The sequence below is a fragment of the Bradyrhizobium sp. CB82 genome, from assembly GCF_029714405.1.
Lineage (GTDB): Bacteria > Pseudomonadota > Alphaproteobacteria > Rhizobiales > Xanthobacteraceae > Bradyrhizobium.
Genome location: NZ_CP121650.1, coordinates 6091052 through 6111429 on the forward strand (window position 1 = coordinate 6091052; position 20378 = coordinate 6111429).

The 20378-nt window shown below is 64.6% G+C and carries 18 protein-coding genes; 6 read left to right on the forward strand and 12 right to left on the reverse strand.

Annotated features, from left to right (window positions below; translation table 11 throughout):
- Positions 1-7 precede the first annotated feature (7 nt).
- Entirely contained in the window at positions 8-1633 is a 1626-nt protein-coding gene (locus QA640_RS29665) for a thiamine pyrophosphate-dependent enzyme (RefSeq protein WP_283036409.1), read from the forward strand.
- A 120-nt stretch (positions 1634-1753) separates the two neighbouring features.
- On the opposite strand, the gene alkB is transcribed toward QA640_RS29665, so the two are convergent.
- From alkB to QA640_RS29685, 4 genes are all read right to left on the reverse strand, one after another.
- A complete protein-coding gene (alkB, locus tag QA640_RS29670) occupies positions 1754-2407 on the reverse strand; it encodes a DNA oxidative demethylase AlkB (RefSeq protein WP_283036410.1) in 654 nt (217 codons plus the stop codon).
- A gap of 9 nt (positions 2408-2416) precedes the next feature.
- Positions 2417-3163, reverse strand: a complete 747-nt coding sequence (locus QA640_RS29675; RefSeq protein WP_283036411.1) for a 2OG-Fe(II) oxygenase — start codon at positions 3161-3163, stop codon at positions 2417-2419.
- Positions 3164-3327: 164 nt separating this feature from the next.
- Positions 3328-4014 (reverse strand): DUF2848 domain-containing protein, encoded by a 687-nt coding sequence (locus tag QA640_RS29680; protein ID WP_283036412.1) that lies wholly within the window; start codon positions 4012-4014, stop codon positions 3328-3330.
- Positions 4007-5356 (reverse strand): amidase, encoded by a 1350-nt coding sequence (locus QA640_RS29685; protein WP_283036413.1) that lies wholly within the window; start codon positions 5354-5356, stop codon positions 4007-4009. The genes QA640_RS29680 and QA640_RS29685 overlap by 8 nt, the downstream gene beginning before the upstream one ends.
- Before the next feature lie 201 nt (positions 5357-5557).
- Here QA640_RS29685 and QA640_RS29690 point away from each other — a divergent pair, with 201 nt between their 5' ends.
- The 3 genes from QA640_RS29690 to QA640_RS29700 all read left to right on the forward strand — a co-directional run bounded on the left by QA640_RS29690 (position 5558) and on the right by QA640_RS29700 (position 8202).
- Positions 5558-5971, forward strand: coding sequence for an OB-fold domain-containing protein (locus tag QA640_RS29690; protein ID WP_283036414.1), 414 nt, complete (start codon positions 5558-5560; stop codon positions 5969-5971).
- A 3-nt stretch (positions 5972-5974) separates the two neighbouring features.
- On the forward strand, positions 5975-7114 hold the full coding sequence (locus QA640_RS29695) for a thiolase (RefSeq protein ID WP_283036415.1): 1140 nt from the start codon (positions 5975-5977) through the stop codon (positions 7112-7114).
- Positions 7115-7287: 173 nt separating this feature from the next.
- The gene (locus tag QA640_RS29700; RefSeq protein ID WP_283036416.1) at positions 7288-8202 is read left to right on the forward strand and encodes an SDR family oxidoreductase; all 915 of its coding nucleotides are present in this window, start codon (positions 7288-7290) and stop codon (positions 8200-8202) included.
- 71 nt (positions 8203-8273) lie between these two features.
- On the opposite strand, the gene ppc is transcribed toward QA640_RS29700, so the two are convergent.
- The 4 genes from ppc to QA640_RS29720 all read right to left on the reverse strand — a co-directional run bounded on the left by ppc (position 8274) and on the right by QA640_RS29720 (position 14504).
- On the reverse strand, positions 8274-11072 hold the full coding sequence (gene ppc, locus QA640_RS29705; protein ID WP_283036417.1) for a phosphoenolpyruvate carboxylase: 2799 nt from the start codon (positions 11070-11072) through the stop codon (positions 8274-8276).
- Positions 11073-11342: 270 nt separating this feature from the next.
- Positions 11343-11747, reverse strand: a complete 405-nt coding sequence (locus tag QA640_RS29710) for a YccF domain-containing protein (protein WP_283036418.1) — start codon at positions 11745-11747, stop codon at positions 11343-11345.
- A 269-nt stretch (positions 11748-12016) separates the two neighbouring features.
- Complete coding sequence (locus tag QA640_RS29715) at positions 12017-13564, reverse strand: acyl-CoA synthetase (RefSeq protein WP_283036419.1); 1548 nt, start codon at positions 13562-13564, stop codon at positions 12017-12019.
- Between the two features lie 124 nt (positions 13565-13688).
- Positions 13689-14504 (reverse strand): crotonase/enoyl-CoA hydratase family protein, encoded by an 816-nt coding sequence (locus tag QA640_RS29720; protein ID WP_283036420.1) that lies wholly within the window; start codon positions 14502-14504, stop codon positions 13689-13691.
- Positions 14505-14609: 105 nt separating this feature from the next.
- Between QA640_RS29720 and QA640_RS29725 the strand changes: the two genes are divergently transcribed.
- On the forward strand, positions 14610-15482 hold the full coding sequence (locus QA640_RS29725) for an SDR family oxidoreductase (protein WP_283036421.1): 873 nt from the start codon (positions 14610-14612) through the stop codon (positions 15480-15482).
- A gap of 280 nt (positions 15483-15762) precedes the next feature.
- On the opposite strand, the gene QA640_RS29730 is transcribed toward QA640_RS29725, so the two are convergent.
- Positions 15763-17037, reverse strand: coding sequence for an acyl-CoA dehydrogenase family protein (locus tag QA640_RS29730; protein WP_283036422.1), 1275 nt, complete (start codon positions 17035-17037; stop codon positions 15763-15765).
- A 213-nt stretch (positions 17038-17250) separates the two neighbouring features.
- Here QA640_RS29730 and QA640_RS29735 point away from each other — a divergent pair, with 213 nt between their 5' ends.
- On the forward strand, positions 17251-18030 hold the full coding sequence (locus tag QA640_RS29735) for an enoyl-CoA hydratase-related protein (protein WP_283036423.1): 780 nt from the start codon (positions 17251-17253) through the stop codon (positions 18028-18030).
- Between the two features lie 143 nt (positions 18031-18173).
- Here QA640_RS29735 and QA640_RS29740 read toward each other — a convergent pair whose 3' ends face one another.
- Genes QA640_RS29740 through QA640_RS29750 form a run of 3 tightly spaced genes read right to left on the reverse strand, consistent with a single transcriptional unit; the run spans position 18174 to position 20325 of the window.
- Positions 18174-18551, reverse strand: a complete 378-nt coding sequence (locus QA640_RS29740; protein ID WP_283036424.1) for a DUF6285 domain-containing protein — start codon at positions 18549-18551, stop codon at positions 18174-18176.
- 2 nt (positions 18552-18553) lie between these two features.
- Positions 18554-19540, reverse strand: coding sequence for a phosphotransferase family protein (locus QA640_RS29745; protein ID WP_283036425.1), 987 nt, complete (start codon positions 19538-19540; stop codon positions 18554-18556).
- Positions 19537-20325, reverse strand: coding sequence for an enoyl-CoA hydratase/isomerase (locus tag QA640_RS29750; RefSeq protein ID WP_283036426.1), 789 nt, complete (start codon positions 20323-20325; stop codon positions 19537-19539). The genes QA640_RS29745 and QA640_RS29750 overlap by 4 nt, the downstream gene beginning before the upstream one ends.
- Between the last annotated feature and the right edge of the window lie 53 nt (positions 20326-20378).

Here is a 20378-nt window from a genome sequence, read left to right on the forward strand (position 1 = left end):
GACAACCATGACTACGCTCACCGGCGGCGAAGCGATCGTAAGCGGCCTTGTTGCCCATGGCGTCGACACCGTGTTCGGCCTGCCGGGCGCGCAGGTCTATGGCCTGTTCGACGCCTTCCACCAGGCTCAGCTCAAGGTGATCGGCGCGCGGCATGAGCAGGCCTGCGGCTACATGGCGTTCGGCTATGCGCGATCGAGCGGCAGGCCCGGCGTGTTCAGCGTGGTGCCCGGCCCCGGCGTGCTCAATGCGAGCGCTGCGCTTCTCACCGCTTTCGGCTGCAATGAACCGGTGCTCTGCGTCACCGGCCAGGTGCCGACGGCGTTTCTCGGCAAAGGCCGCGGGCACCTGCATGAGATGCCGGATCAGCTCGCGACCCTGCGCAGCTATGTGAAATGGGCGGACAGGATCGAAGCGCCGGCCAACGCGCCGACGGTGGTCGCGCGTGCGTTCCAGGAGATGCTGTCGGGACGTCGCGGCCCCGCCTCGGTCGAGATGCCCTGGGACATCTTCACGCAGCGCGCGGAAACGGCCGCTGCGCAGGTGCTCGCGCCCTTGCCAGCACCGCAGCCCGATCCCGACGCCGTGAAGCAGGCCGCAGCACTGATCAAGGCCGCGAAGACACCTATGATCTTCGTCGGCAGCGGCGCGATCGATGCGCGCGAGGAGATCCTCGAGCTCGCCGAGATGATCGATGCGGCGGTGGTGGCTTTCCGCAGCGGCCGCGGCATCGTCTCCAATGCGCACGAGCTTGGACTCACCATGGCAGCCGCCTACAAGCTGTGGCCGAACACTGACCTCATGATCGGCATCGGCACGCGGCTCGAATTGCCGACCATGTCGCGCTGGCCGTATCGTCCGGACGGATTGAAGTGCATCCGGATCGATATCGATCCGGTCGAGATGCGGCGCTTTTCCGCAGACACGGCGGTGGTTGCCGATGCCAAGGCCGCGACCGCCGATCTCGCCGCCGCCGTGCGCAAGGCGGGCTACAGCAAGACCAGCGGCCGCCGCGCCGCGATCCGCGAGGCGACCGCCTCCGCGCACGCGAAGATCCAGCGCATCCAACCGCAGATGGCGTATCTCAACATTCTGCGCCAGATGCTGCCGGCGAACGCCATCGTCACCGATGAATTGTCGCAGGTCGGTTTCGCCTCCTGGTACGGCTTTCCGATCTACGAGCCGCGCACCTTCATTACCTCGGGTTATCAGGGCACGCTCGGCTCCGGCTTTCCCACTGCGCTGGGCGCCAAGGTCGCCAATCCCGACAGGGCGGTCGTTGCGATAACCGGCGACGGCGGCTTCATGTTCGGCGTGCAGGAGCTTGCCACCGCCGTGCAGTTCAACATCGCCGTCGTGACGCTGGTGTTCAACAACAATGCCTATGGCAACGTGCGGCGCGACCAGCGCGAGCGCTTTGACGGCCGCGTGGTGGCGTCCGACCTCGTCAATCCGGATTTCGTCAAGCTCGCGGAGTCCTTTGGCGTCGCCGCCGCGCGCGTGACCTCACCGGATCATTTCAAGGCCGCACTCGAGAAGGCGCTAGCCCATGGCGGGCCGTATCTGCTGTCGATCGAAGTGCCGCGGGATTCCGAGGTGAGCCCGTGGGCGTTCATTCATCCGCCGAAGCCGTAGTTCCTCATGGTGAGGAGGCGCGTCAGCGCCGTCTCGAACCATGAAGGCCCGTCTCTCGCGTCTCGGCCTTCATCCTTCGAGACGCGCGCAAACGCGCTCCTTACAGGATGAGGGGATAGATCAGCGCGTCTTGCGGAAGGTCAGGTTGATCCGTTGGCGGCCGAGCAGCGCGTGCTCGCCGTCGGCGAGCGGCGCGACGCCGTGATAGGCGAGCCGGGACGGTCCGCCCCAGACCACGACGTCGCCATGCACCAGACGGAAGCGGCGAGGCTTGTCGCTGCGCGTCATGCCGCCGAACAGGAAGGTCGCAGGAAGCCCGAGCGAGACCGAGACGATCGGCGCTGAGAGATCCAGTTCGTCCTTGTCCTGATGCAGCGACAACCGCGTACCGGGTTCGTAGCGATTGACGAGACAGGCATCGGGCGCGAAGCCGGAAAAACCGCCCTCCTCGGCCGCCCGTCTCGCCAGGTCTCGGAATATCGGCGACATCGCCGGCCAAGGCTTCCCGGACAGCGGATCGATCGGGTCATAGCGATAGCCGGTGTGATCGGTGATCCAACCGCGCTCGCCGCAATTCGTCATCGCCACCGACATCTGGTAGCCGCCGGGCGTCGTCATCTGTCGAAACGACGACTGCGCCGTGATCGCGCGGACGGCGGCGATCAGCTGGCGCTCGATCGGCCCTGCAAATCCGCGCAGCAGCACGGCCCCGTCCGCGATGTCTTCGCGCGACGGCTGCGCCTCGGCGAGGCTGTCGAACAAATCCGCCGTCAACGGCCGCGCTCACTTTGCATCATGAAAGATCACACCCAGCGTATGGCGCTGGCCGGTCCGGATCCGGCTGACGCCGTGGCGCAGATTAACGCGATAGGTGCCGCGCGTCCCCTGCACCGGGCGATGATGCACCGCAAAGGCGACCGCATCGCCCTGCGCGAGCGGCACGACTTCGGCGCGCGACTGCATGCGCGGACGCTGCTCGGTCAGCACGAACTCGCCGCCGGTAAAATCGCGCCCGGGCTCGGAAAGCAGGATCGCGACCTGGATCGGGAACACGTGCTCGCCATAGAGGTCCTGGTGCAGGCAGTTGTAGTCGCCGGCTTCATATTGCAGCAGCAGCGGCGTCGGCCGGCTCTGGCCCGCCTCGTGGCAGCGCTCGAGGAACGCCGAATGCGCGGCGGGATAGCGGATGTCGATTCTCATCGTCTCGTTCCAGCGATTGGCGACGCCGTGCAGATGCGCATACAGCGCCGGCCGCAACCGCGCGATCAGGTCCGGGAGCGGATAGGCGAAATACTTGTACTCGCCGCGGCCAAAGCCGTGGCGGCCCATGACGATACGGCTGCGGAAATGCGCGTCGTCGGGATAGATCGCGGCGACGGCGCGGCATTCGTCTGATGTGAGCAGGCTCTTCAGGACGGCACAACCTTGGGCGTCGAGTTCACCTTCGATGTGCGCCCAGTCGAATGCATCGACGCGAGCGGCGATGTCGGACGCCCCATGGGCGGCAGGAACGCGTTTCGCGATTGCCATTGCGATCACCCTATCAGTTCCGTCATTCTGGGATGCGCCGAAGACGCAGGCCCCGGAATCCATACTCCCCCGATCATGGTTATGGGTTCTCGCGACTTCGTCGCGCCCCGGAATGACGGTCGCAAATTCCCGCGGCAGCAGCCACCCGATTTCCGGAGAGGAACCTAGCCCAGCACCGGCAGCGTGATCACGTCATAGGCGTGCCGGATCGTGCGCTTCAGCACGGGGTCTTCGAGCTCGAACTCGAAGCGATCGGCGGGGCGGATGCCGCCCTTGGCCGCAAAGGTGCCGCCGAACATCACGCAGCCGTCGGGCAGCCTCTTGCCGTCGAAGCCGCGCGTGATCAGGTCGTCGACCGGCAGCATCGCATCCAGCGTGCCCTCCTGGTAGAGCACCCGCTCGCCGTTGATCCAGGCGTGGGAGCGCAGGATCATCCGGTCCCAGTGGTCGGCGACCTCCTCGAGTTCCCACAACACGGGGGCCACGACCTTGTCGCACATCTGCTTGGAGACGGTCACGTTGTAGGCCTCGACCTTGCGGTCGGTGTGGTCGGAGCCGCAGCCGACGAAGATGCGGCCCTGCCAGCCGATCAGCACGAATTCGACCTCGCCGGAGGACTCGCCGCCCGAACATTCGATGCTGTCTTCCATCGTGAGCCGCCGCGCCGAAACGCGGTAGTAGATCGGCGTCGATGCCGGTCGCGCGATGCCGACGGCCTCGAGCTCGGCAATGTGCTTGTCGCGCGCGACGGGATCGCGGCCGGTCCAGCCGGCAATGACGGCGTGGTTGATCGCAAGCGTCAGCGGCGTTGTCGTATCCTGGGCATCGACGGTGAAGGTTAGGTCAAACACGGATCACGGCCTCCATACCGGCAGCAAGCTCGAAAATACGACGATCCGATCCGCCGGCGCCCGCCAGCATGACGCCGACGGGAACTTCCCCCTCGCGATGGGCGGGCAGTGAGATGGCGCAACCGTCGATCATGTTGATCAGGGTGCAGTTGCGCAAGGCACGCAGATTCGCCGTGGTGAACGCCTTGTCATCGGCAAGATCGGCGATCTTCGGCGGCGTGTTGGCGGTGGTCGGCAGCACCAGCGCGTCATAGGGCGCGATCCGCGCATTGACCCGCACGATCAGCGAGCGGCGCTCGTTGAGGAGATCGATGTAGTCGGCCGCGCTCTGCGCCTCGCCGCGCATGATCCGCACCGCAACGCGGGGATCATAGACATCGCCCTTGGCCGTGATGAGATAGCGGTGCCAGGCGAAGCTTTCGGCGGCCGCGAAACCGCCCTTGGCATTCATCGGGCCGATGTCGTGGAATTCCGACATCTCGACGCGCTCAATGGTGGCGCCGTGACTGGCGAGCGCTTCCAGCGCGCGCTCGAAGGTCTGCGCCACTGCTGCATCGAGGTCGTCGAGCGCAATGGTGGTCGGCACCGCCAGCCGCATGCCCTTCACCGGGCGCGGCTTCAGCGGAACTATCGGCTCGTTCGCCAACACGGCGTCGAGTATGGCACAGCAACTGACCGTTCGCGCCAGCGGTCCGATGCTGTCGAGCGAGAATGACAGCGGCACTGAGCCATCGAGCGGCACGCGACGCTGCGTCGGCTTGTAGCCGACGATGCCGTTGTAGGCCGCAGGGATCCGGCAGGAGCCGCCGGTATCGGTACCGAGTGCAGCATGCGCCATGCCGTCCAGCACGGACACCGCCGCGCCCGAGGACGAGCCGCCGGGCACGTGGCCCTCAGCCCGGTTCCAGGCGCCCTTCGGCGTGCCGAAATGCGGATTGATGCCGATGCCGGAATAGGCGAACTCGGTCATGTTGGTGCGCCCCATCATAATGAAGCCGGCGCGACGCAGCCGCGCCACCGCCTCCGCGTCGTGCTCTGCCGGATCGGAATCGTCGAGCGCGCGGGACCCGGCGCGCGTTACCTGCCCTTTGACGTCGAAGAGGTCCTTGATCGAGATCGGAATGCCGGCGTAGCGCGACGGTGCTGCGTTGACCTCGCGCAAGCCATCCATCGCATCTGCCGCAGTCAGCGCGGCCTGTTTGTCGACATCAATGAAGGCGCGTCGGCCCTCGCCGGCCGGATCGGCGATCCTGGAAAGGCACTCCTCAACCAGCTTGCGGGAGGTTGTGCGGCCGCTCTCGAGGTCTTCGGCAAGCTTCGCCAGTGTCGGAAGGTTGGGCATGTCTGTCTCGCGGAATATTGGCACGCGCAATCTATCGCGCTGGCTCAGTTCGACACAAGCATTGCGCGCGCGACGGTATACTTACCATGCGCGCACATCGCTGGACCGTTGACGGCCAATAGTCAATTGTCGCATCAAGATCGAAACAGGCGTGCGTGAAGCCTGCGCCTTGGGAGGACTTACTTGGGAGGATCAGCCGCAATGGCCGAACCGCAGCGCGCGCGACCAAAACCGACGCCTGAGACGCAGCATTTCTGGGACGGCACGAAAGTGGGCGAGCTGCGTCTGCAACGCTGCGACGCATGCGCTCATGTCTATTTCCCGCCGCGCCCTTTCTGCCCCTCCTGCGCCTCCCGCAAGGTCTCTGTCTTCAAGGCGAGCGGCAAGGGTTTTCTCTACAGCTACGTGATCAACCACCGTCCCGCCGCGCCGGGCTTCACGCCGCCTTACGCGATCGCGGTGGTCGAGCTTGCGGAGGGACCTCGGATGATGAGCAACATCATCGACTGCCCGCAGACGCCGGAAGCGCTCGAGCTCGACATGAAGCTCGAGGTCGCCTTCCAGACGCTCGACGACGCCATCACCCTCCCCGTGTTCCGTCCGGCGAAGGGATAGGCCATGCGCAGGAACCAGGTCGCCGTCGTGGGCGCGGCCGAGACCACCGAGCTCGGCGTCATCCCCGACATGTCGCAGCTCCAGCTTCATGCGGATGCGGCGCTCAATGCCATTGCGGACGCCGGCCTCAAGCTGTCCGACATCGACGGCTTTGCCACCGCGGTCGAGACACCTCAGCAGGTCTGCCATTATCTCGGCATCAAGCCGACCTGGGTCGACGGTACCTCGGTCGGCGGATGCTCGTTCATGCTGCATGTCCGTCACGCCGCAGCGGCGATCGAGGCCGGCCTGTGCAAGACCGTCCTGATCACCCATGCCGAGAGCGGAAAGTCGATGATCGGCAAGCAGCCGCGCTTTACCGCGCCGGACAGCCTCAATGGTCAGTTCGAATCACCTTACGGCGTGTACGGACCGCCCAGCATGTTCCCGATTCCCGTTCTGCGCTTCATGAAGACCTACGGCATTACCCATGAGCAGCTTGCTGCGGTGGCGGTGGTGCAGCGGGAATGGGCGGCGAAGAACCCGCGAGCGATGATGAAAGAGCCGATCACGGTCGCCGACGTCCTCAACTCGCGCATGATCGCCTATCCGTTCCGGCTGCTGCAATGCTGCCTCGTCACCGATGGCGGCGGCGCGCTGATCCTGACCTCGGCCGACCGCGCCGGGGATTTTCCGCGCAAGCCGATCTACATCATGGGCACCGGCGAGAGCGTGGAAACGCCGATGGTCAGCCAGATGGAAACTTTCAACTCCTCGCGCGCCTTCAAGGTCGCAGGCTCTCTTGCCTTCAAGGAGGCCGGCATCGCGCACGAGGATGTCGACCATCTCATGATCTATGACGCGTTCGCGCATCTGCCGCTGTTCGGCCTGGGCGATCTCGGCTTCATGCCCTATGAGGAGACCGGCAGTTTCATTGCCGACGGCAACACGCGGCCGGGCGGCAAGCTGCCACTGAATACCAATGGCGGCGGGCTCTCCTACATGCATTCGGGCATGTACGGCATGTACGCGCTTCAGGAGAGCGTACGCCAGATGCGCGGCACAGCGCCGGCGCAGGTGCCCAACGCGAAGATTTCGGTGTGCCACGGCGTCGGCGGAATGTTCGCGGCGTCGGGCACGATCGTGTTTACGAACGAGAGATAAGCGAGCTGCCCGCCTCTCCCTCTCCCCGTTCTTACGGGGGAAGGGTTGGGGTGAGGGGCTGCTTCCACACACAAGGACTCGCTGAGAGTCCCCCTCACCCGGATCGCATCTGCGATGCGATCCGACCTCTCCCCGCAAGCGGGGCGAGGTAAGAAATGACAGGAGACATCCACATGACGAAATCACTGCAAGACAAGGTCATCGTCGTCACCGGCGCAGGGCGCGGCATCGGGCGGGAGATCGCGCTGCTGTGCGCGGCCGAAGGCGCCAAGGTCGTCGTCAACGATCCCGGTGGGGCCGCCGACGGCGCCGGTTCGAACGCTGCTCCCGCCGAGGAGGTGGTCGAGGAGATCAAGAAGCGCGGCGGCACTGCGATCGCCAACTTCGAGTCTGTGGCGGAAGCCATCCCCGCCAGCAAGATCGTCAAGTCCGCGACTGATCATTTCGGCCGGCTCGACGGCGTCGTCAACAATGCCGGCATATTGCGCGACATGATCTTCCATAAGATGAGCGTGGAAGCCTTCGAGGCCGTCATCAAGGTGCACCTGATGGGCTCGTTCTACGTCTCTCACGCCGCGGCGCGGATTTTTCGCGAGCAGGAGAGCGGCTCCTTCGTCCATTTCACCTCGACCTCCGGCCTGATCGGCAATTTTGGCCAGGCCAACTACGCCGCCGCCAAGCTCGGCATCGTCGGCCTGTCGAAATCGATTGCGCTCGACATGAACCGCTTCAACGTCCGCTCCAACTGCGTCTCGCCCTTCGCCTGGACCCGCATGATCGGCACTATCCCGACCGAGACCGATGCCGAGAAGGCCCGCGTCGAGAAGATCAAGCAGATGGGACCGGAGAGGATCGCGCCGGTCTGCGCCTATCTGCTCTCCGATGCCGCCAAGGACGTTACTGGACAGATCTTCGGCGTGCGCATGAACGAGATCTTCCTGTTCAGCCAGAATCGTCCGCTCCGTTCGGTACAAAGCAGCGACGGCTGGACGCCGGAGTCGATCGCCGAGCACGCGATGCCGGCGCTGAAGGGATCGTTCTACAAGCTCGATCGCTCGGCCGATATCTTCACCTGGGATCCGGTGTAGTTGGCGCGAATGGCGAGTGGCGAATGTGGAATAAGATTCTATTCACTACTCGCCATTCGCTGTCCCCCGCCTTACCCCGTATTCCGTAAGCCCGCCGAGATGCCGTTGATGGTGAGCTGAATGCCGCGCAGCACCTGCTCGTCCGGATTCTGCGCGCGATGCTCCTTCAAGAGCTCCACCTGCACGTGGTTGAGCGGATCGAGATAGGGAAAGCGGTGGCGTACTGAGCGCTCGAGCAGCGGATTACCCTGCAAGAGTCGGTCTTGACCCATGATGTCGAACAGCGTCTCGATGCAGGAGTGCCATTCGCGCCGAATGCGGCCAAAAATCTTTTCGCGCAAGGCTTCGTCCGAAACTAGCTCCGCATAGCGCGAGGCGATCGCGATCGAACTCTTGGCAAGCACCATGTCCATGTTCGAGAGTAGCATGCGGAAGAACGGCCATTCCCGGTAGAGCTCTTTCAGGAACGGCATGCCCTTGTCGGGATGCTCCGCGATCCACGTCTCGACCGCGCTGCCAAAACCGTACCAGCCGGGCAGCATCAGGCGGCACTGCGCCCAGGAGAATACCCACGGGATCGCGCGTAGATCCTCGATCGCGCGGGTCTTCTTGCGCGAGGCCGGACGGCTGCCGATGTTGAGCGTTGCGATCTCGTTGATCACGGTCGACGACCAGAAATAGTCGACGAACCCATCGGTCTCGTAGACGAGGCCGCGATAGGCCTTGAACGCGAGGCTCGACAATTCATCCATCGCGGTCAGATATTCGCGGCGCGGCGCGCTCTGGCGTGGATGCAGCAAGCTCGCTTCCAGCGTCGCGGCGGCAAGGATCTCCAGATTGTTGCGGCCGACTTCGGCGTTGGAATATTTCGACGAGATGATCTCGCCCTGCTCGGTGATGCGGATCTGGCCGTTCACCGCGCCTCCCGGCTGCGCGATGATCGCGTCATAGCTCGGTCCGCCACCGCGCCCGACCGAACCGCCGCGGCCGTGGAACAGGCGCAGCCGCACGCCGTGGCGCTCGAACACCTCGACGAGATTGATCTCCGCTTTGTAGAGCTCCCAACCCGAGGTGACGAAGCCGCCATCCTTGTTGCTGTCGGAATAGCCGAGCATCACCTCCTGCACGCTGCCGCGACTGTCGACGAGGCGCCGGTAATCGTGCAGCGAGAGCATGCGGTCCATGATGCCGGACGAGGCCTGCAAGTCCTCGATGGTCTCGAACAGCGGCACGACGTTGATGGCGCTGCGGCCCGACGGATTGACGAGGCCGACCTCCTTGAGGAGCACGGCCACCTCGAGCATGTCGGACATGCCCTTGCACATCGAGATGATGCATTGGGGAATGGCGTCCGGGCCGAACTTCGCATGCGCCTCGGCAGCGGCATGGAATACGTTGAGCTCGCCCATCGTCTCGTCACTGTATTTGACGAATTGCGAGACCAGCGAGCGTGTGCTGCGCAATTCGTTGGTGAGCAGTGCAATGCGCGCTTCCTCACCGAGCGCGAGATAGGACATGCCGGGGTTCGCCGCGTCCATCAGCTCGGCGATGGTGCGCTCGTGCACCGCCGAGTTCTGACGGATGTCGAGCCGCGCCAGATGAAAGCCGAAGCAATCCACCGCACGCCGCAGCAGCCGCAGCCGTCCGCGGGCGATGACGCGGGCGTTGTTCGAGATCAGCGAGCGGTGCAGGACATCGAGATCGGCCTGCAATTCCCTGACGCTCTCGTACGGCGCGCCCTTGCCGACCGGCCTGCGCGTGATCTCGACCTGAAGCTTCTCGGCCGTGGCTGTCAGACGCGCATAGATGCCGGAGACCGCGAGGCGATAGGGCTCGCCACTCCGGTGCGGCGAGGTATCGGGCGAGCGCTCGGCGAGCGCGCGCAGTTCCTCGGACACATCGGCGAGATGCGCGGCGATCGACAATTCCGACCCGAGCACGTGCAGCTCGTTCAAATAGAACTGCATCACCCGGCTCGATTGCAACCGCAGCGTGCCGCGCATCACGTCGGCGGTGACGAAGGGATTGCCGTCGCGGTCTCCGCCGATCCAGCTTCCCATGCGCAGGAATGAGGCGAGCTCGCTTGCGGCCCGCTCACCGGCCTCCTCCAGCCGGTCTTCCAGCACGTTGACGAGGCGGGGGACCTCGCGAAGGAAGGTGTAGTCGTAGAACGACAGGCCGTTGGCGACCTCATCGAGCACGGTGAGCTTGGTCCGGCGCAACAGATTGGTCTGCCACAGCGTCAGGACCTCGCGCCGCAACTGCTCGTCGCTGGCCGCAGCCTCCTCGGCCGTCATGGCGACGCGCTCGCGACGATCCAGAAGCGCTGCAACCTCCATCTCGCGGTCCATGGTGCTCTTGCGGCGGACCTCGGTCGGGTGCGCCGTCAGCACCGGGCTGACGAGGGCGCCCTTGAAGAAGCGCCGAAGCTCTTCGGCAGTCAGGCCCGCCTCCTTCGCGCGCGCCAGCGTTTCCGCAAGCACACCAGCTTCCGCGCCCTTGGTGGCGCTGCGCGCTCGCATCTGGCGGATGTTGTTGTGGTCCTCGGCGATGTTGGCGAGGTGGGAGAAATAACTGAATGCGCGGACGATACGCAAAGTGTCGGGGATCGACATGCTGTCGAGGATCTGCTCGAGCTCGCGGCGGGCCAGCCGGTCCTCGTCGCGGTGGAACCGGATCGAGGTCTGGCGGATGCGCTCGACCAGGTCGAAGACGTCGGCACCCTCCTGGTCGCGTACCGTGTCACCCAGGATGCGACCGAGCAGGCGGATGTCATCCCGCAGCCGTACATCCGCCTCCAGCGCCTGGGCCTCCTCGGCACGGCTGGCACGGTCGATCGCTGCATCAGATGGTACGGTCTGGAGGGACATGGCTCAATTCCCTTCGAAGTCCCTTGGCTGCCCGGCCCAGCGAGTGTGCAAGTTTTTTGCCGCAGTGCAAGATAAACTTGGAGGCGGCGCACACTGACGGGCATCCGGCAAAGTCGTAACGACGGTTTGCCCGACGCCACAAGCGGTTTTCCTTTTTTCGAAAATCAACCCCATGCAAAGTAGATATTGTGGCCCGGATGAGCGGAGCGATACCCGATGTCGTATGCGTCCGCCCCCCGCCTGCGCTTCGCTTGGCTCACGCCTTTTGTATTAAGCCGGCACGATCACTTTGCCGATCGGCCAGAGCGCAATGCCGGCGAGCTTCAGATGGGCCCAGGCGAACGGAATTCCGATGATGGTGATCGCGAGGATCACGGCGGTAACGACGTGGCCGAGCGCCAGCCACCAGCCGGCGAGCAGGAACCAGACGATATTGCCGATCACCCCGAGCGGGCCGGTGCCGATATCGCTTTCCCCGGTCACCTCGTCGCGCCGCACCGCCTTCGAGCCGAACGGCAGGAGGGTGTAGACGGCGATGTTGAACGCCGCCCGCGCCCAGGGCAGGCCGACGATGGTGATGGCCATGATGACGGACGCCACCAGCCAGCCGAACGCCATCCAGGCGCCGCCGATGAGAATCCAGAGCAAGTTAAGCAGGATGGAAACTGGTGCCATGGCACTGTCCGCTGTCAATCATCCCGCTTGTATAAGCTCGAAAATTGTCTCTGCGAAGACAGCCCCGATATCATCTCCGGCCATCTCTGGAGTTCGCGTCATTTCGCTGCTGCGCGACGCCGATGTCCGGTCCACACTGACTTCTAAATCAGCCGTCGCCGCCAGCTGCTCCAGTGATCGACTTCCCGAAGATCAACAACGAGCTCGTGAAGACGAACTTCTTTGAGTATCTGGCCCCCAGGGCTGGCACCGAGCGCGAAGACGAAACGCTAGATCTTTCGCCCCGCCTCTTCCCAATACGGATCGCGCAGGCGGCGCTTGAAGATCTTGCCGGAATCTTCGCGCGGCAGCTTCGTGCGGATGTCGACGTGCTTTGGCACCTTGTAGTCGGCGAGCTGGGCCTTGAGCCGGGCACGGATGTCGGCGGCATCGAGCGTGACGCCGGCCTGCGGTTCGACCACCGCCATCAGCGCCTCGCCGAACTCGGCATCGGGGATGCCGAACACCGCGCAATCGTGCACGCCGGGAACGGCGTGCAGCACGGCCTCGATCTCGGCCGGATAGATGTTGACGCCGCCCGAGATCACCATGTCGCGCTTGCGGTCGCAGATGAAGACGTAGCCGTCTGCGTCGATATAGCCGACGTCGCCCGAGGTGATGAAACCGTCGCGGTCGATCTCGGTGCGCTTCTCCGGCTTGTTGTGATAGGTGAAATCCGCGGTGTCGCGCATGCGCGAATAGATCTCGCCGACCTCGCCCGTGCCGAGCACACGGCCGTCCTCTCCGAGGAAGCGCAGCTCGGCGCCGGGCGAGATCTTGCCAACCGTGCCCGGCTTTTTCAACGCGTCCTCCGACGTGGCGAAGGTCACGGCGCCGGATTCGGTCGAGCCGTAGAATTCGTAGATCACGGGTCCCCACCATTCGATCATGGCGCGCTTGACGTCGGGCGGACACGGCGCGGCGGCGTGGATGACGTGGCGCAGCGAGGAGACATCGTATTTCTTGCGTCGCGCCTCCGGCAACTTCAGGAGACGGATGAACATGGTCGGCACCATGAAGATGGTGTCGATGCGATAATGCTCTATCAGCGCGAGAAACTCTTCCGGCTCGAAGCGCGGCATCAGCACCAGCGCGCCGCCGAGCTTCCCTGCGCGGATGCCGAACGAATTCGGCGCGGAGTGATAGAGCGGTCCCGGCAACAGCGCGCGGGCGCCGGGTTTCAAACCATAGATCATCGCACGCATCCGGTCGCCGGCAGCAAGCTGTTCCGGCGTTGGCGCGCTGCGGCGCACGCCCTTGGGATGGCCCGTTGTGCCCGAAGTGTAGATCATGTTCATCGGCTGCGGCACGACCGGGCCGTCATACGGCTGGAATTGCGCGAGCCAGGGATCGAAATCGATAGCGAAGTCCGGCGTTGCCAGATGATCGGGATCGACCTTGTAGGTCTTCACGATCTCCGGCGGCGTCGGCACGCTGAGCACGATGACGCCTTCAGGGATCGCATCGCGCAGGCCGTGCAGCATGTCGGCATGCGCGATCAAAACCCGCGTGCCGGAGTCTTTCAGGATGTAGTTGATCTCGTCCGGCTTGAAGTGCCAGTTGATCGGAACGCCATAGGCCCCCAGCCGCATCGCGGCATAGGCGGCCTCCAGGAAGGCGATATCGTTGCGCATGAGCATGCAGACGCAATCGCCCTGTTTGACGCCGAGCTTGGCAAGGCCGCTTGCGATGCGACCGGCGCGGTCGGCGACCTCCGCATGACTGCGCCGGCGTTCGCCGGAAACGAGGCCGAGGAAGTGTTGGGACGTTTCGCTCATTGTTGTTTTTCTTTGTTGTTGGAGTTGCCCCTCATGGTGAGGAGGCGCCAGGCGGCCGTCTCGAACCATGAGAGGCCGCGGCCCATCCCTCGAGACGCCGCTCACGCGGCTCCTCGGGATGAGGTCAGTGCCAATCAGCAAACTTCGGTGCGCGCTTTTCCATATTGGCACGAACGGCTTCGGTCTGGTTCGCGCTGCCGATCAGCTTCTGCTGCTCGACGGATTCGGCAAGCAGCGCGCCAGCCGGATCGACGGAGAGGTTGTTCAGCATGCGCTTGGCGGCACGGATCGCATCCGGGCTCTTGCCGGCGATCTCCCGCGCGACTTCGAGCGCCGCGGTGCGCGGGTCATCGCAAATGCGCGTGGCGAGGCCGTAGGACATCGCCTCCTGCGCCGAGAAGATGCGGCCTGTGTAGGTGAGCTCGCGCAGGATGTCGTCGCGCACCAGCGACGCAAGGATCGGCGTGCCCGCCATGTCGGGGACGAGGCCCCATTTGATCTCCATGATCGACATCCGCGTGTCGGGCGCAACGAAGCGCATGTCCGCGCCGAGCGCGAGCTGGAAGCCGCCGCCGAACGCGACGCCGTGCACGGCGGCGATGACGGGCACGGGGAGTTGACGCCAGCCCCATACCGCCTGCTGCGCAAAATTCGCCTTGCCGTGCGTGCGCAGGGTGAGATCGCGATTTTCGCCACCCGGAATTCCGTTCCCGCCCTTCTCCTTCATGGCGGCAAAGCGTCCCATGTCGAGGCCGGCGCAGAACGCCCGCCCCTCGCCCGACAGCACGACGACGCGCACGCCTTTCTCTTTGGAAAGCCGCTCGGTTGCGTCCACCAACGCCCCGAACATCGCTTGATCGAGCGCATTCATCTTGTCCGCCCGCACCAGGCGGACGTCGGCGACGCCTTCCGAAACCGAGATCGAGACGCGCTCTTCCATGGACGAATTCTCCCCTGTTCTTGATCGGTCGCAGCTTTACAGGACGACGGCGGCCGGATTTAGTCAATCGACCAATTAACGCATAATCCATCGAGGGGAAACGTCATGTTCAAGGAAAATCTTCTGGCCGGCCGGCGCATCCTTGTGACCGGCGGCGGCACCGGTCTCGGCAAGTCGATGGCGGCGCGCTTTCTCCAGCTCGGCGCCGAGGTGCATATCTGCGGCCGGCGCAAGATCGTCTGCGACGAGACCGCGACCGAATTGATGGATCTCTACGGCGGCCGGGTCGCCAGCCATGGCGTCGACATCCGCAACGCGCTCGCGGTCGAGGAAATGATCGAGAACATCTTTCGCGAGGGCGCGCTGACCGATCTCATCAACAATGCCGCCGGCAATTTCATTTCGCGCACGGAAGAGCTCTCGCCGCGCGGCTTCGACGCAGTCGCCAACATCGTCATGCATGGTACGTTCTACGTGACCCATGCCGTCGGCAAGCGCTGGATCGCCGCGAAGCAGCCGGGCAATGTCGTCTCGATCACCGTGACCTGGGTGCGCAACGGCTCGCCTTACGTCGTGCCGTCGGCGATGAGCAAGTCCGCAATCCACGCCATGACGATGTCGCTTGCGACCGAATGGGGCCGTCACGGCATCCGCCTCAACACCATCGCGCCTGGCGAGATCCCGACCGAGGGCATGAGCAAGCGCATCAAGCCGGGCGATGAGGCCGGCGCGCGCACCAAGGCGATGAACCCGATGGGCCGCGTCGGCACCATGGAGGAGCTACAGAACCTCGCGGTGTTCCTGATCTCCGGCGGCTGCGACTGGATCAACGGCGAGACCATCGCCATGGACGGCGCGCAGGCGCTCGCGATGGGCGGCAATTTCTATCAACTCCGCGACTGGACCGACGACGACTGGAACACCGCCCGCGAATCCATCAAGGCGCAGAACGAGAAGGACCGGGCTGCGAGGGGGTGATGATCACCTCGTGCCCCGGATGCAGCGCAGCGCGCCGCGCTTTGCGGCGTGATGCGCTGCTGAGCCGGGGCGCGTCATCAGCTTCACCAACGTGAGGACAGTAAACTGGCGGCTCGCGGGGCCGGAAGTTGTGTTCATCGTGGAGGACTGCAAGGCGCCGGTGAAGGATCGGCGGGTGAATTAGCCCGTTCGTCATTGCGAGGAGCGAAGCGACGAAGCAATCCAGATTACCGCCGCGGCAAGATCTCTGGATTGCTTCGCTTCGCTCGCAATGACGATACTAATGCTTCCCTGGCCCCATATACCCGAACAAGAATCCCGCCACCTTCCGCATCTGGATTTCCTCGCTGCCCTCGGTGATGCGGTAGCGGCGGTGGTGGCGGTAGATGTGCTCGAAGGGCTTGTGGCGTGAATAGCCCATGCCGCCATGGACCTGCATGGCACGGTCAGCGGCCTCGCAGCAGAGGCGGTTGGCCCAGTAGTTGCACATCGAGACGCGGTCCGACAGCGTTCGCTCGATCTGCTCCTCGGTGAGCTTGTCCATCTCCCAGGCGGTCTTGCGGATCAACAGGCGAAGCATCTCGGCTTGGGTCGCAAGCTCGACCAGCGGGAACTGGATCGCCTGGTTCTCGGCGAGCGCCTTGCCGAACGGCTTTCGCTCGCGCGCATATTCCACGCTCTCGTTGATGCAGTAGACGGCGGCTCCTAGCGAGCTGGCGGCCTGACGGATGCGGTTCTGGTGCACGAAACATTGCGCGAGCGACAGGCCCCGGCCGACCTCGCCGAACAGCGCCTCCTCCGGCACGAACACGTCGGTAAAACTGACACGCGGATGATCCGTCGGCATGTTGAAGGTCCACATGTATTCCTCGATCCTGACGCCATGGCTGTTCGCCGGTACCAGGAAGCAGGTGATGCCGCGCGCATCGCCGTCGTTGCCTGAGGTACGCGCAAACAGCGCGCAATGGGTGGCGACGTGCATGCCGGTCGTCCACATCTTCTCGCCATTGATGATCCAGCCCTTGACGTTGTCGCGGGTCCCGGCCACCGCGCGCGTCTCCATGTGGGTGGCGTCCGACCCGTGATGCGGCTCGGTCAAACCAAACGTGACGCGGTACTTGCCCTTGATCGAGCCATCGATCATCGCCTTCTGGTCGTCGCGGCCATAGCGGTCCAGCATGGTCACGACGGGGAAATTGCCGACGATGGAGTGCTCGTTCTGCAGATCGTTGTGCAGGCCAAGGCCTTTCGCGGCAAAATGCTCGCGAATGACAGCCATCCAGAGGTTGGAACCATCCTTGCCGCCATATTTCCTGGACACAGCGAAGCGCAGATGGCCGGCGGCGTCCGCAAGATCCTTCGCCTTGCGCAGCAGCGCCTCCCATTCGTGTCGCGGCAGGCCGCCGTTCTCGAAATCGGTGCGCGCCCATTCGCGGCGGTGGTCGAAGAAGCGGACGTTGTCGTCGGCCTCCTCCAGCGGCTTGATCTCGCGTTCGATGAAATGGTCGAGCTCTCCGAGATAAGCGATGAGATCGGCAGGCAATGAGAAATCCACGGCAGTCCCTCCCGGGCCAGTCTTGCTGTTTTGCGTTGAGGCGCTAGGCGCGTTTCTGCTTGCTTCGAATAAGGTGAGAACAGCGCGTGCAAGTCAAGCAAGCCGAGAGGCGACGGTTACGCAACGCGTGCTTGCGCAATTGGGTGGTGCTCAAATCCGGACGCGCGTTAGTATGGGGATCAATTCCTTCCAACAGAAAATGCGGGAGCGACCATGGAGCTGAAATTTTCCAAAGTGGAGCGCAAGGGACCAGTCACGATCGTCACGCTGTCGCGGCCCGAGGTCTACAACGCGCTGCATATCGATGCGCATTTCGAGCTCAACAAGGTGTTCGACGATTTCTCCGCCGATCCCGAACAATGGGTCGCAGTCGTCACCGGCGCCGGCGACAAGGCGTTTTGCGCCGGCAACGATCTCAAGTGGCAGGCAGCCGGCGGCAAGCGTGGCTGGGACAAGGGCGGCTTCGCCGGGCTCACCTCGCGCTTCGACTGCGACAAGCCGATCATCGCCGCGGTCAACGGCGTCGCGATGGGCGGCGGATTCGAGATCGCGCTCGCCTGCGACCTGATCATCGCCTCCGAGAATGCGACCTTCGCCCTGCCCGAGCCGCGCGTCGGCCTCGCGGCGCTTGCCGGCGGCCTGCACCGCTTGCCGCGGCAGATCGGTCTGAAGCGCGCCATGGGCATGATCCTCACCGCGCGTCACGTCAGCGCCAAGGAAGGTCTCGAGCTCGGCTTCGTCAACGAGGTGGTGCCGCAGGGCGAGGCGCTCAACGCCGCGCTGCGCTGGGCGGAGATGATCGCCAAGAACTCGCCGATGTCGATCCGCGCGTCGAAGCAGACCATCCAGAAGGGGCTCGCCGTGTCGCTGGAACAGGCGATCGAGGAGCAGCGGGAGTACCCGGCGGTGAAGGCGATGGTGGCTTCGCAGGACTACATCGAGGGGCCGAAGGCGTTTGCCGAGAAACGGCCGCCGAAGTGGTTGGGGAGGTAGGGCTCTCTCCCTTTTGTCATTCCGGGGCGCGTCGATCGGCGCGAGCCCGGAATCCATCGGGCCACAGCGACTCCGGATGTATGGATTTCAGGGCTCGTCGCTAACGCGACGCCCCGGAATGACGGTTGAGGGAGTTGCCGCGGTTACCCCTCCCTCGACAGCTCCCGCTTGTATGAGGCGTAGTTCGGCTGATCCACGGCGAGCTTGTCCATCGTGGTCTGCCAGAGATGTTCGGCTAGACCGGGCGTTGCGAGATCCACCTCGCCTTTCGCGATGCGCATCGCGAGCGCGCGGTTGAGCTCGGTCAGCGAGCCGTCCACGCCGAGCAGCGCGCGCAGCCGTTCCACCTCCCTCGCATCGCTCCCCTCCTCCAGCGTCAACTGCCGCGTCACGAGGTCGAGGGCGTTGATGGCGACGCGCAGCTTGAAGGCCTGGTGGCCGGAGATCAGCGGCGTGATGTCACTGCGCAGGAAATCGGCAACCGCTTTGGTCAGTTCGATCGGGCTCGGCTCGTCCTGCATGGTCAGCTCCCTCGCGGCGCCAAGAGGCGCAACAGATCGATTTCGGTTTCGGAGGCGCGGCGGCCAATCATGGCGCGCTCCATCGAGTGATCGGGCCCGGTGCGAAACCGCTGCATCATGCCGCAGCACATGATGCCCCAGCGCAGAGTGCCCATCACTTCCCAGAATTTCACCCGCGCCGGATCGACCTTGCGACCCGCGGCCTCGTAGCCCGCGAACAACTCCTCGCGCGAGCCAAAACCGCCGACGGGCTTGTCGATCTCGCCAAATCGCCATGAGTTGACGCAGAGCCAGCCCAGATCCTCCATGGGATCGCCGAGATGGGCAAGTTCCCAGTCCAGCACCGCGCGCAATCCGTCAGCGCCGATGATGAGATTGCCGTTGCGGAAATCGCCGTGCACCAGCGTGACCTCGGCCGAGGGACCGGGATCGTGGTCGCGTAGCCAGCGCAGTGCCAGCGCGAACACGGGCTTGGGCCAGTCGAGGCTGCGATAGTCGCGCTCGAACTCGTCGATCTCCTTTGCCGCCGTCATGCGCCGCAGTTCGGGCAGCTTCGCAAGCGGCAGCCTGTGCAAGCCGGCGAGCACGCCCCCGAGCTGCCGCGCGAGCATGGGCCGCGCTGAGGCGAACTCGTCATCGCGCAGAATCTTGCGCGCGATGGTTTCGCCCTCGACACGCTGCACGACGAAGCCGGTGCCGAGATCGTCCTCGGGCTCCAAGACATGCAGCACGCGCGGCGACGGCAGGCCGGCCTCGAACGCGAGCTGCATGAGGCTGGCTTCAGCGGTAAGGCCCGCGGCGCGCGAGGGCGCGGCGCCATAGCCCTTGGGCGCGCGGCGCAGGACCGCGCCGATGGTGCCGTCCGGATGCGCGATGTCGAAGCGCCAGGTTTCCTGGCTGGCGCCCCCGGACAGCTTTGTCGCGCCGGTTGCGCCGGTTGCGCCCGGGCACCAGCGCGCGACGCTGCGCGAAAGCTCCGCCTCGATCATTTGCCTTTGAATTTGGCCGGCCGCTTCTCGAGGAAGGCGCCGACGCCCTCGCGAAAATCCTCGGTGTCACCCGCACGCAGCTGGCATTGGAATTCGAGGTTAAGCTGCTCCTCGAAGGAGTTTTCCGGACTGTCCCAATAGAGCTTGCGGATCAGCGACAGTGCGACCGTCGGTCCGTTGGCGAGCTCATGCGCGAGTTTCATCGCCTCCTCCATCAGCGCACCGTCGTCATAGACGCGGTTGACGAGGCCCCATTCCAGAGCCTTTTCGGCCGGCAGCCGCTCACCCATCAGCGACAGCTCGATGGAGCGCGCCTTGCCGACGAGGCGCGGCAACAGCCAGGTCGAGCCGCAATCGGGCACGAGGCCGATGCGGCGGAAGGCTTGCAGGAAGTACGCCGAGCGCGCGCACAGGATCATGTCGCCGAGCAGCGCAAAGCTCATGCCGGCGCCGGCAGCCGGCCCGTTGACCGCAGTGACGATCGGGCAGTGCAGATTGCGGATCCGCCGCAGGAACGGGTGAAAGCCGGTCTCCAGTGTCAGGCCGGCCTTGATCTTCTTCGACTGATCGTTGCGGCCCTGCAAGTTCGCGCCGGTGCAGAACGCGCGCCCCGCGCCGGTCAGCACCACGCAGCGGACATCGCCCTTCCGCTCCTCGATCTCGTCGAGCGCCTCAGCGAGCCCGCCCAGCATGTCCACCGAGACGGCGTTCATGACCTCCTGGTGATCGAGCTTGAGAATGGCGACCGGCCCGTCGAAATCGAGCGTGACGTGTTTGAACTGCATGCTTTCCTCACCCGCGTTGCGGCCCTGCGATGTTCCGCAGACCGGAATTGCCT

Excerpts from the sequence above, each read along its gene's own strand:
- QA640_RS29715 (WP_283036419.1), bottom strand. The coding sequence starts at position 13,564 with ATGAGCGAAACGTCCCAACACTTCCTCGGCCTCGTTTCCGGCGAACGC.
- QA640_RS29740 (WP_283036424.1), bottom strand. The coding sequence starts at position 18,551 with ATGCAGGACGAGCCGAGCCCGATCGAACTGACCAAAGCGGTTGCCGAT.
- QA640_RS29665 (WP_283036409.1), top strand. The coding sequence starts at position 8 with ATGACTACGCTCACCGGCGGCGAAGCGATCGTAAGCGGCCTTGTTGCC.
- QA640_RS29685 (WP_283036413.1), bottom strand. The coding sequence starts at position 5,356 with ATGCCCAACCTTCCGACACTGGCGAAGCTTGCCGAAGACCTCGAGAGC.
- QA640_RS29725 (WP_283036421.1), top strand. The coding sequence starts at position 14,610 with ATGTTCAAGGAAAATCTTCTGGCCGGCCGGCGCATCCTTGTGACCGGC.
- QA640_RS29690 (WP_283036414.1), top strand. The coding sequence starts at position 5,558 with ATGGCCGAACCGCAGCGCGCGCGACCAAAACCGACGCCTGAGACGCAG.
- QA640_RS29710 (WP_283036418.1), bottom strand. The coding sequence starts at position 11,747 with ATGGCACCAGTTTCCATCCTGCTTAACTTGCTCTGGATTCTCATCGGC.
- ppc (WP_283036417.1), bottom strand. The coding sequence starts at position 11,072 with ATGTCCCTCCAGACCGTACCATCTGATGCAGCGATCGACCGTGCCAGC.
- QA640_RS29735 (WP_283036423.1), top strand. The coding sequence starts at position 17,251 with ATGGAGCTGAAATTTTCCAAAGTGGAGCGCAAGGGACCAGTCACGATC.
- QA640_RS29745 (WP_283036425.1), bottom strand. The coding sequence starts at position 19,540 with ATGATCGAGGCGGAGCTTTCGCGCAGCGTCGCGCGCTGGTGCCCGGGC.
- QA640_RS29700 (WP_283036416.1), top strand. The coding sequence starts at position 7,288 with ATGACGAAATCACTGCAAGACAAGGTCATCGTCGTCACCGGCGCAGGG.
- QA640_RS29750 (WP_283036426.1), bottom strand. The coding sequence starts at position 20,325 with ATGCAGTTCAAACACGTCACGCTCGATTTCGACGGGCCGGTCGCCATT.
- QA640_RS29720 (WP_283036420.1), bottom strand. The coding sequence starts at position 14,504 with ATGGAAGAGCGCGTCTCGATCTCGGTTTCGGAAGGCGTCGCCGACGTC.
- QA640_RS29675 (WP_283036411.1), bottom strand. The coding sequence starts at position 3,163 with ATGGCAATCGCGAAACGCGTTCCTGCCGCCCATGGGGCGTCCGACATC.
- QA640_RS29695 (WP_283036415.1), top strand. The coding sequence starts at position 5,975 with ATGCGCAGGAACCAGGTCGCCGTCGTGGGCGCGGCCGAGACCACCGAG.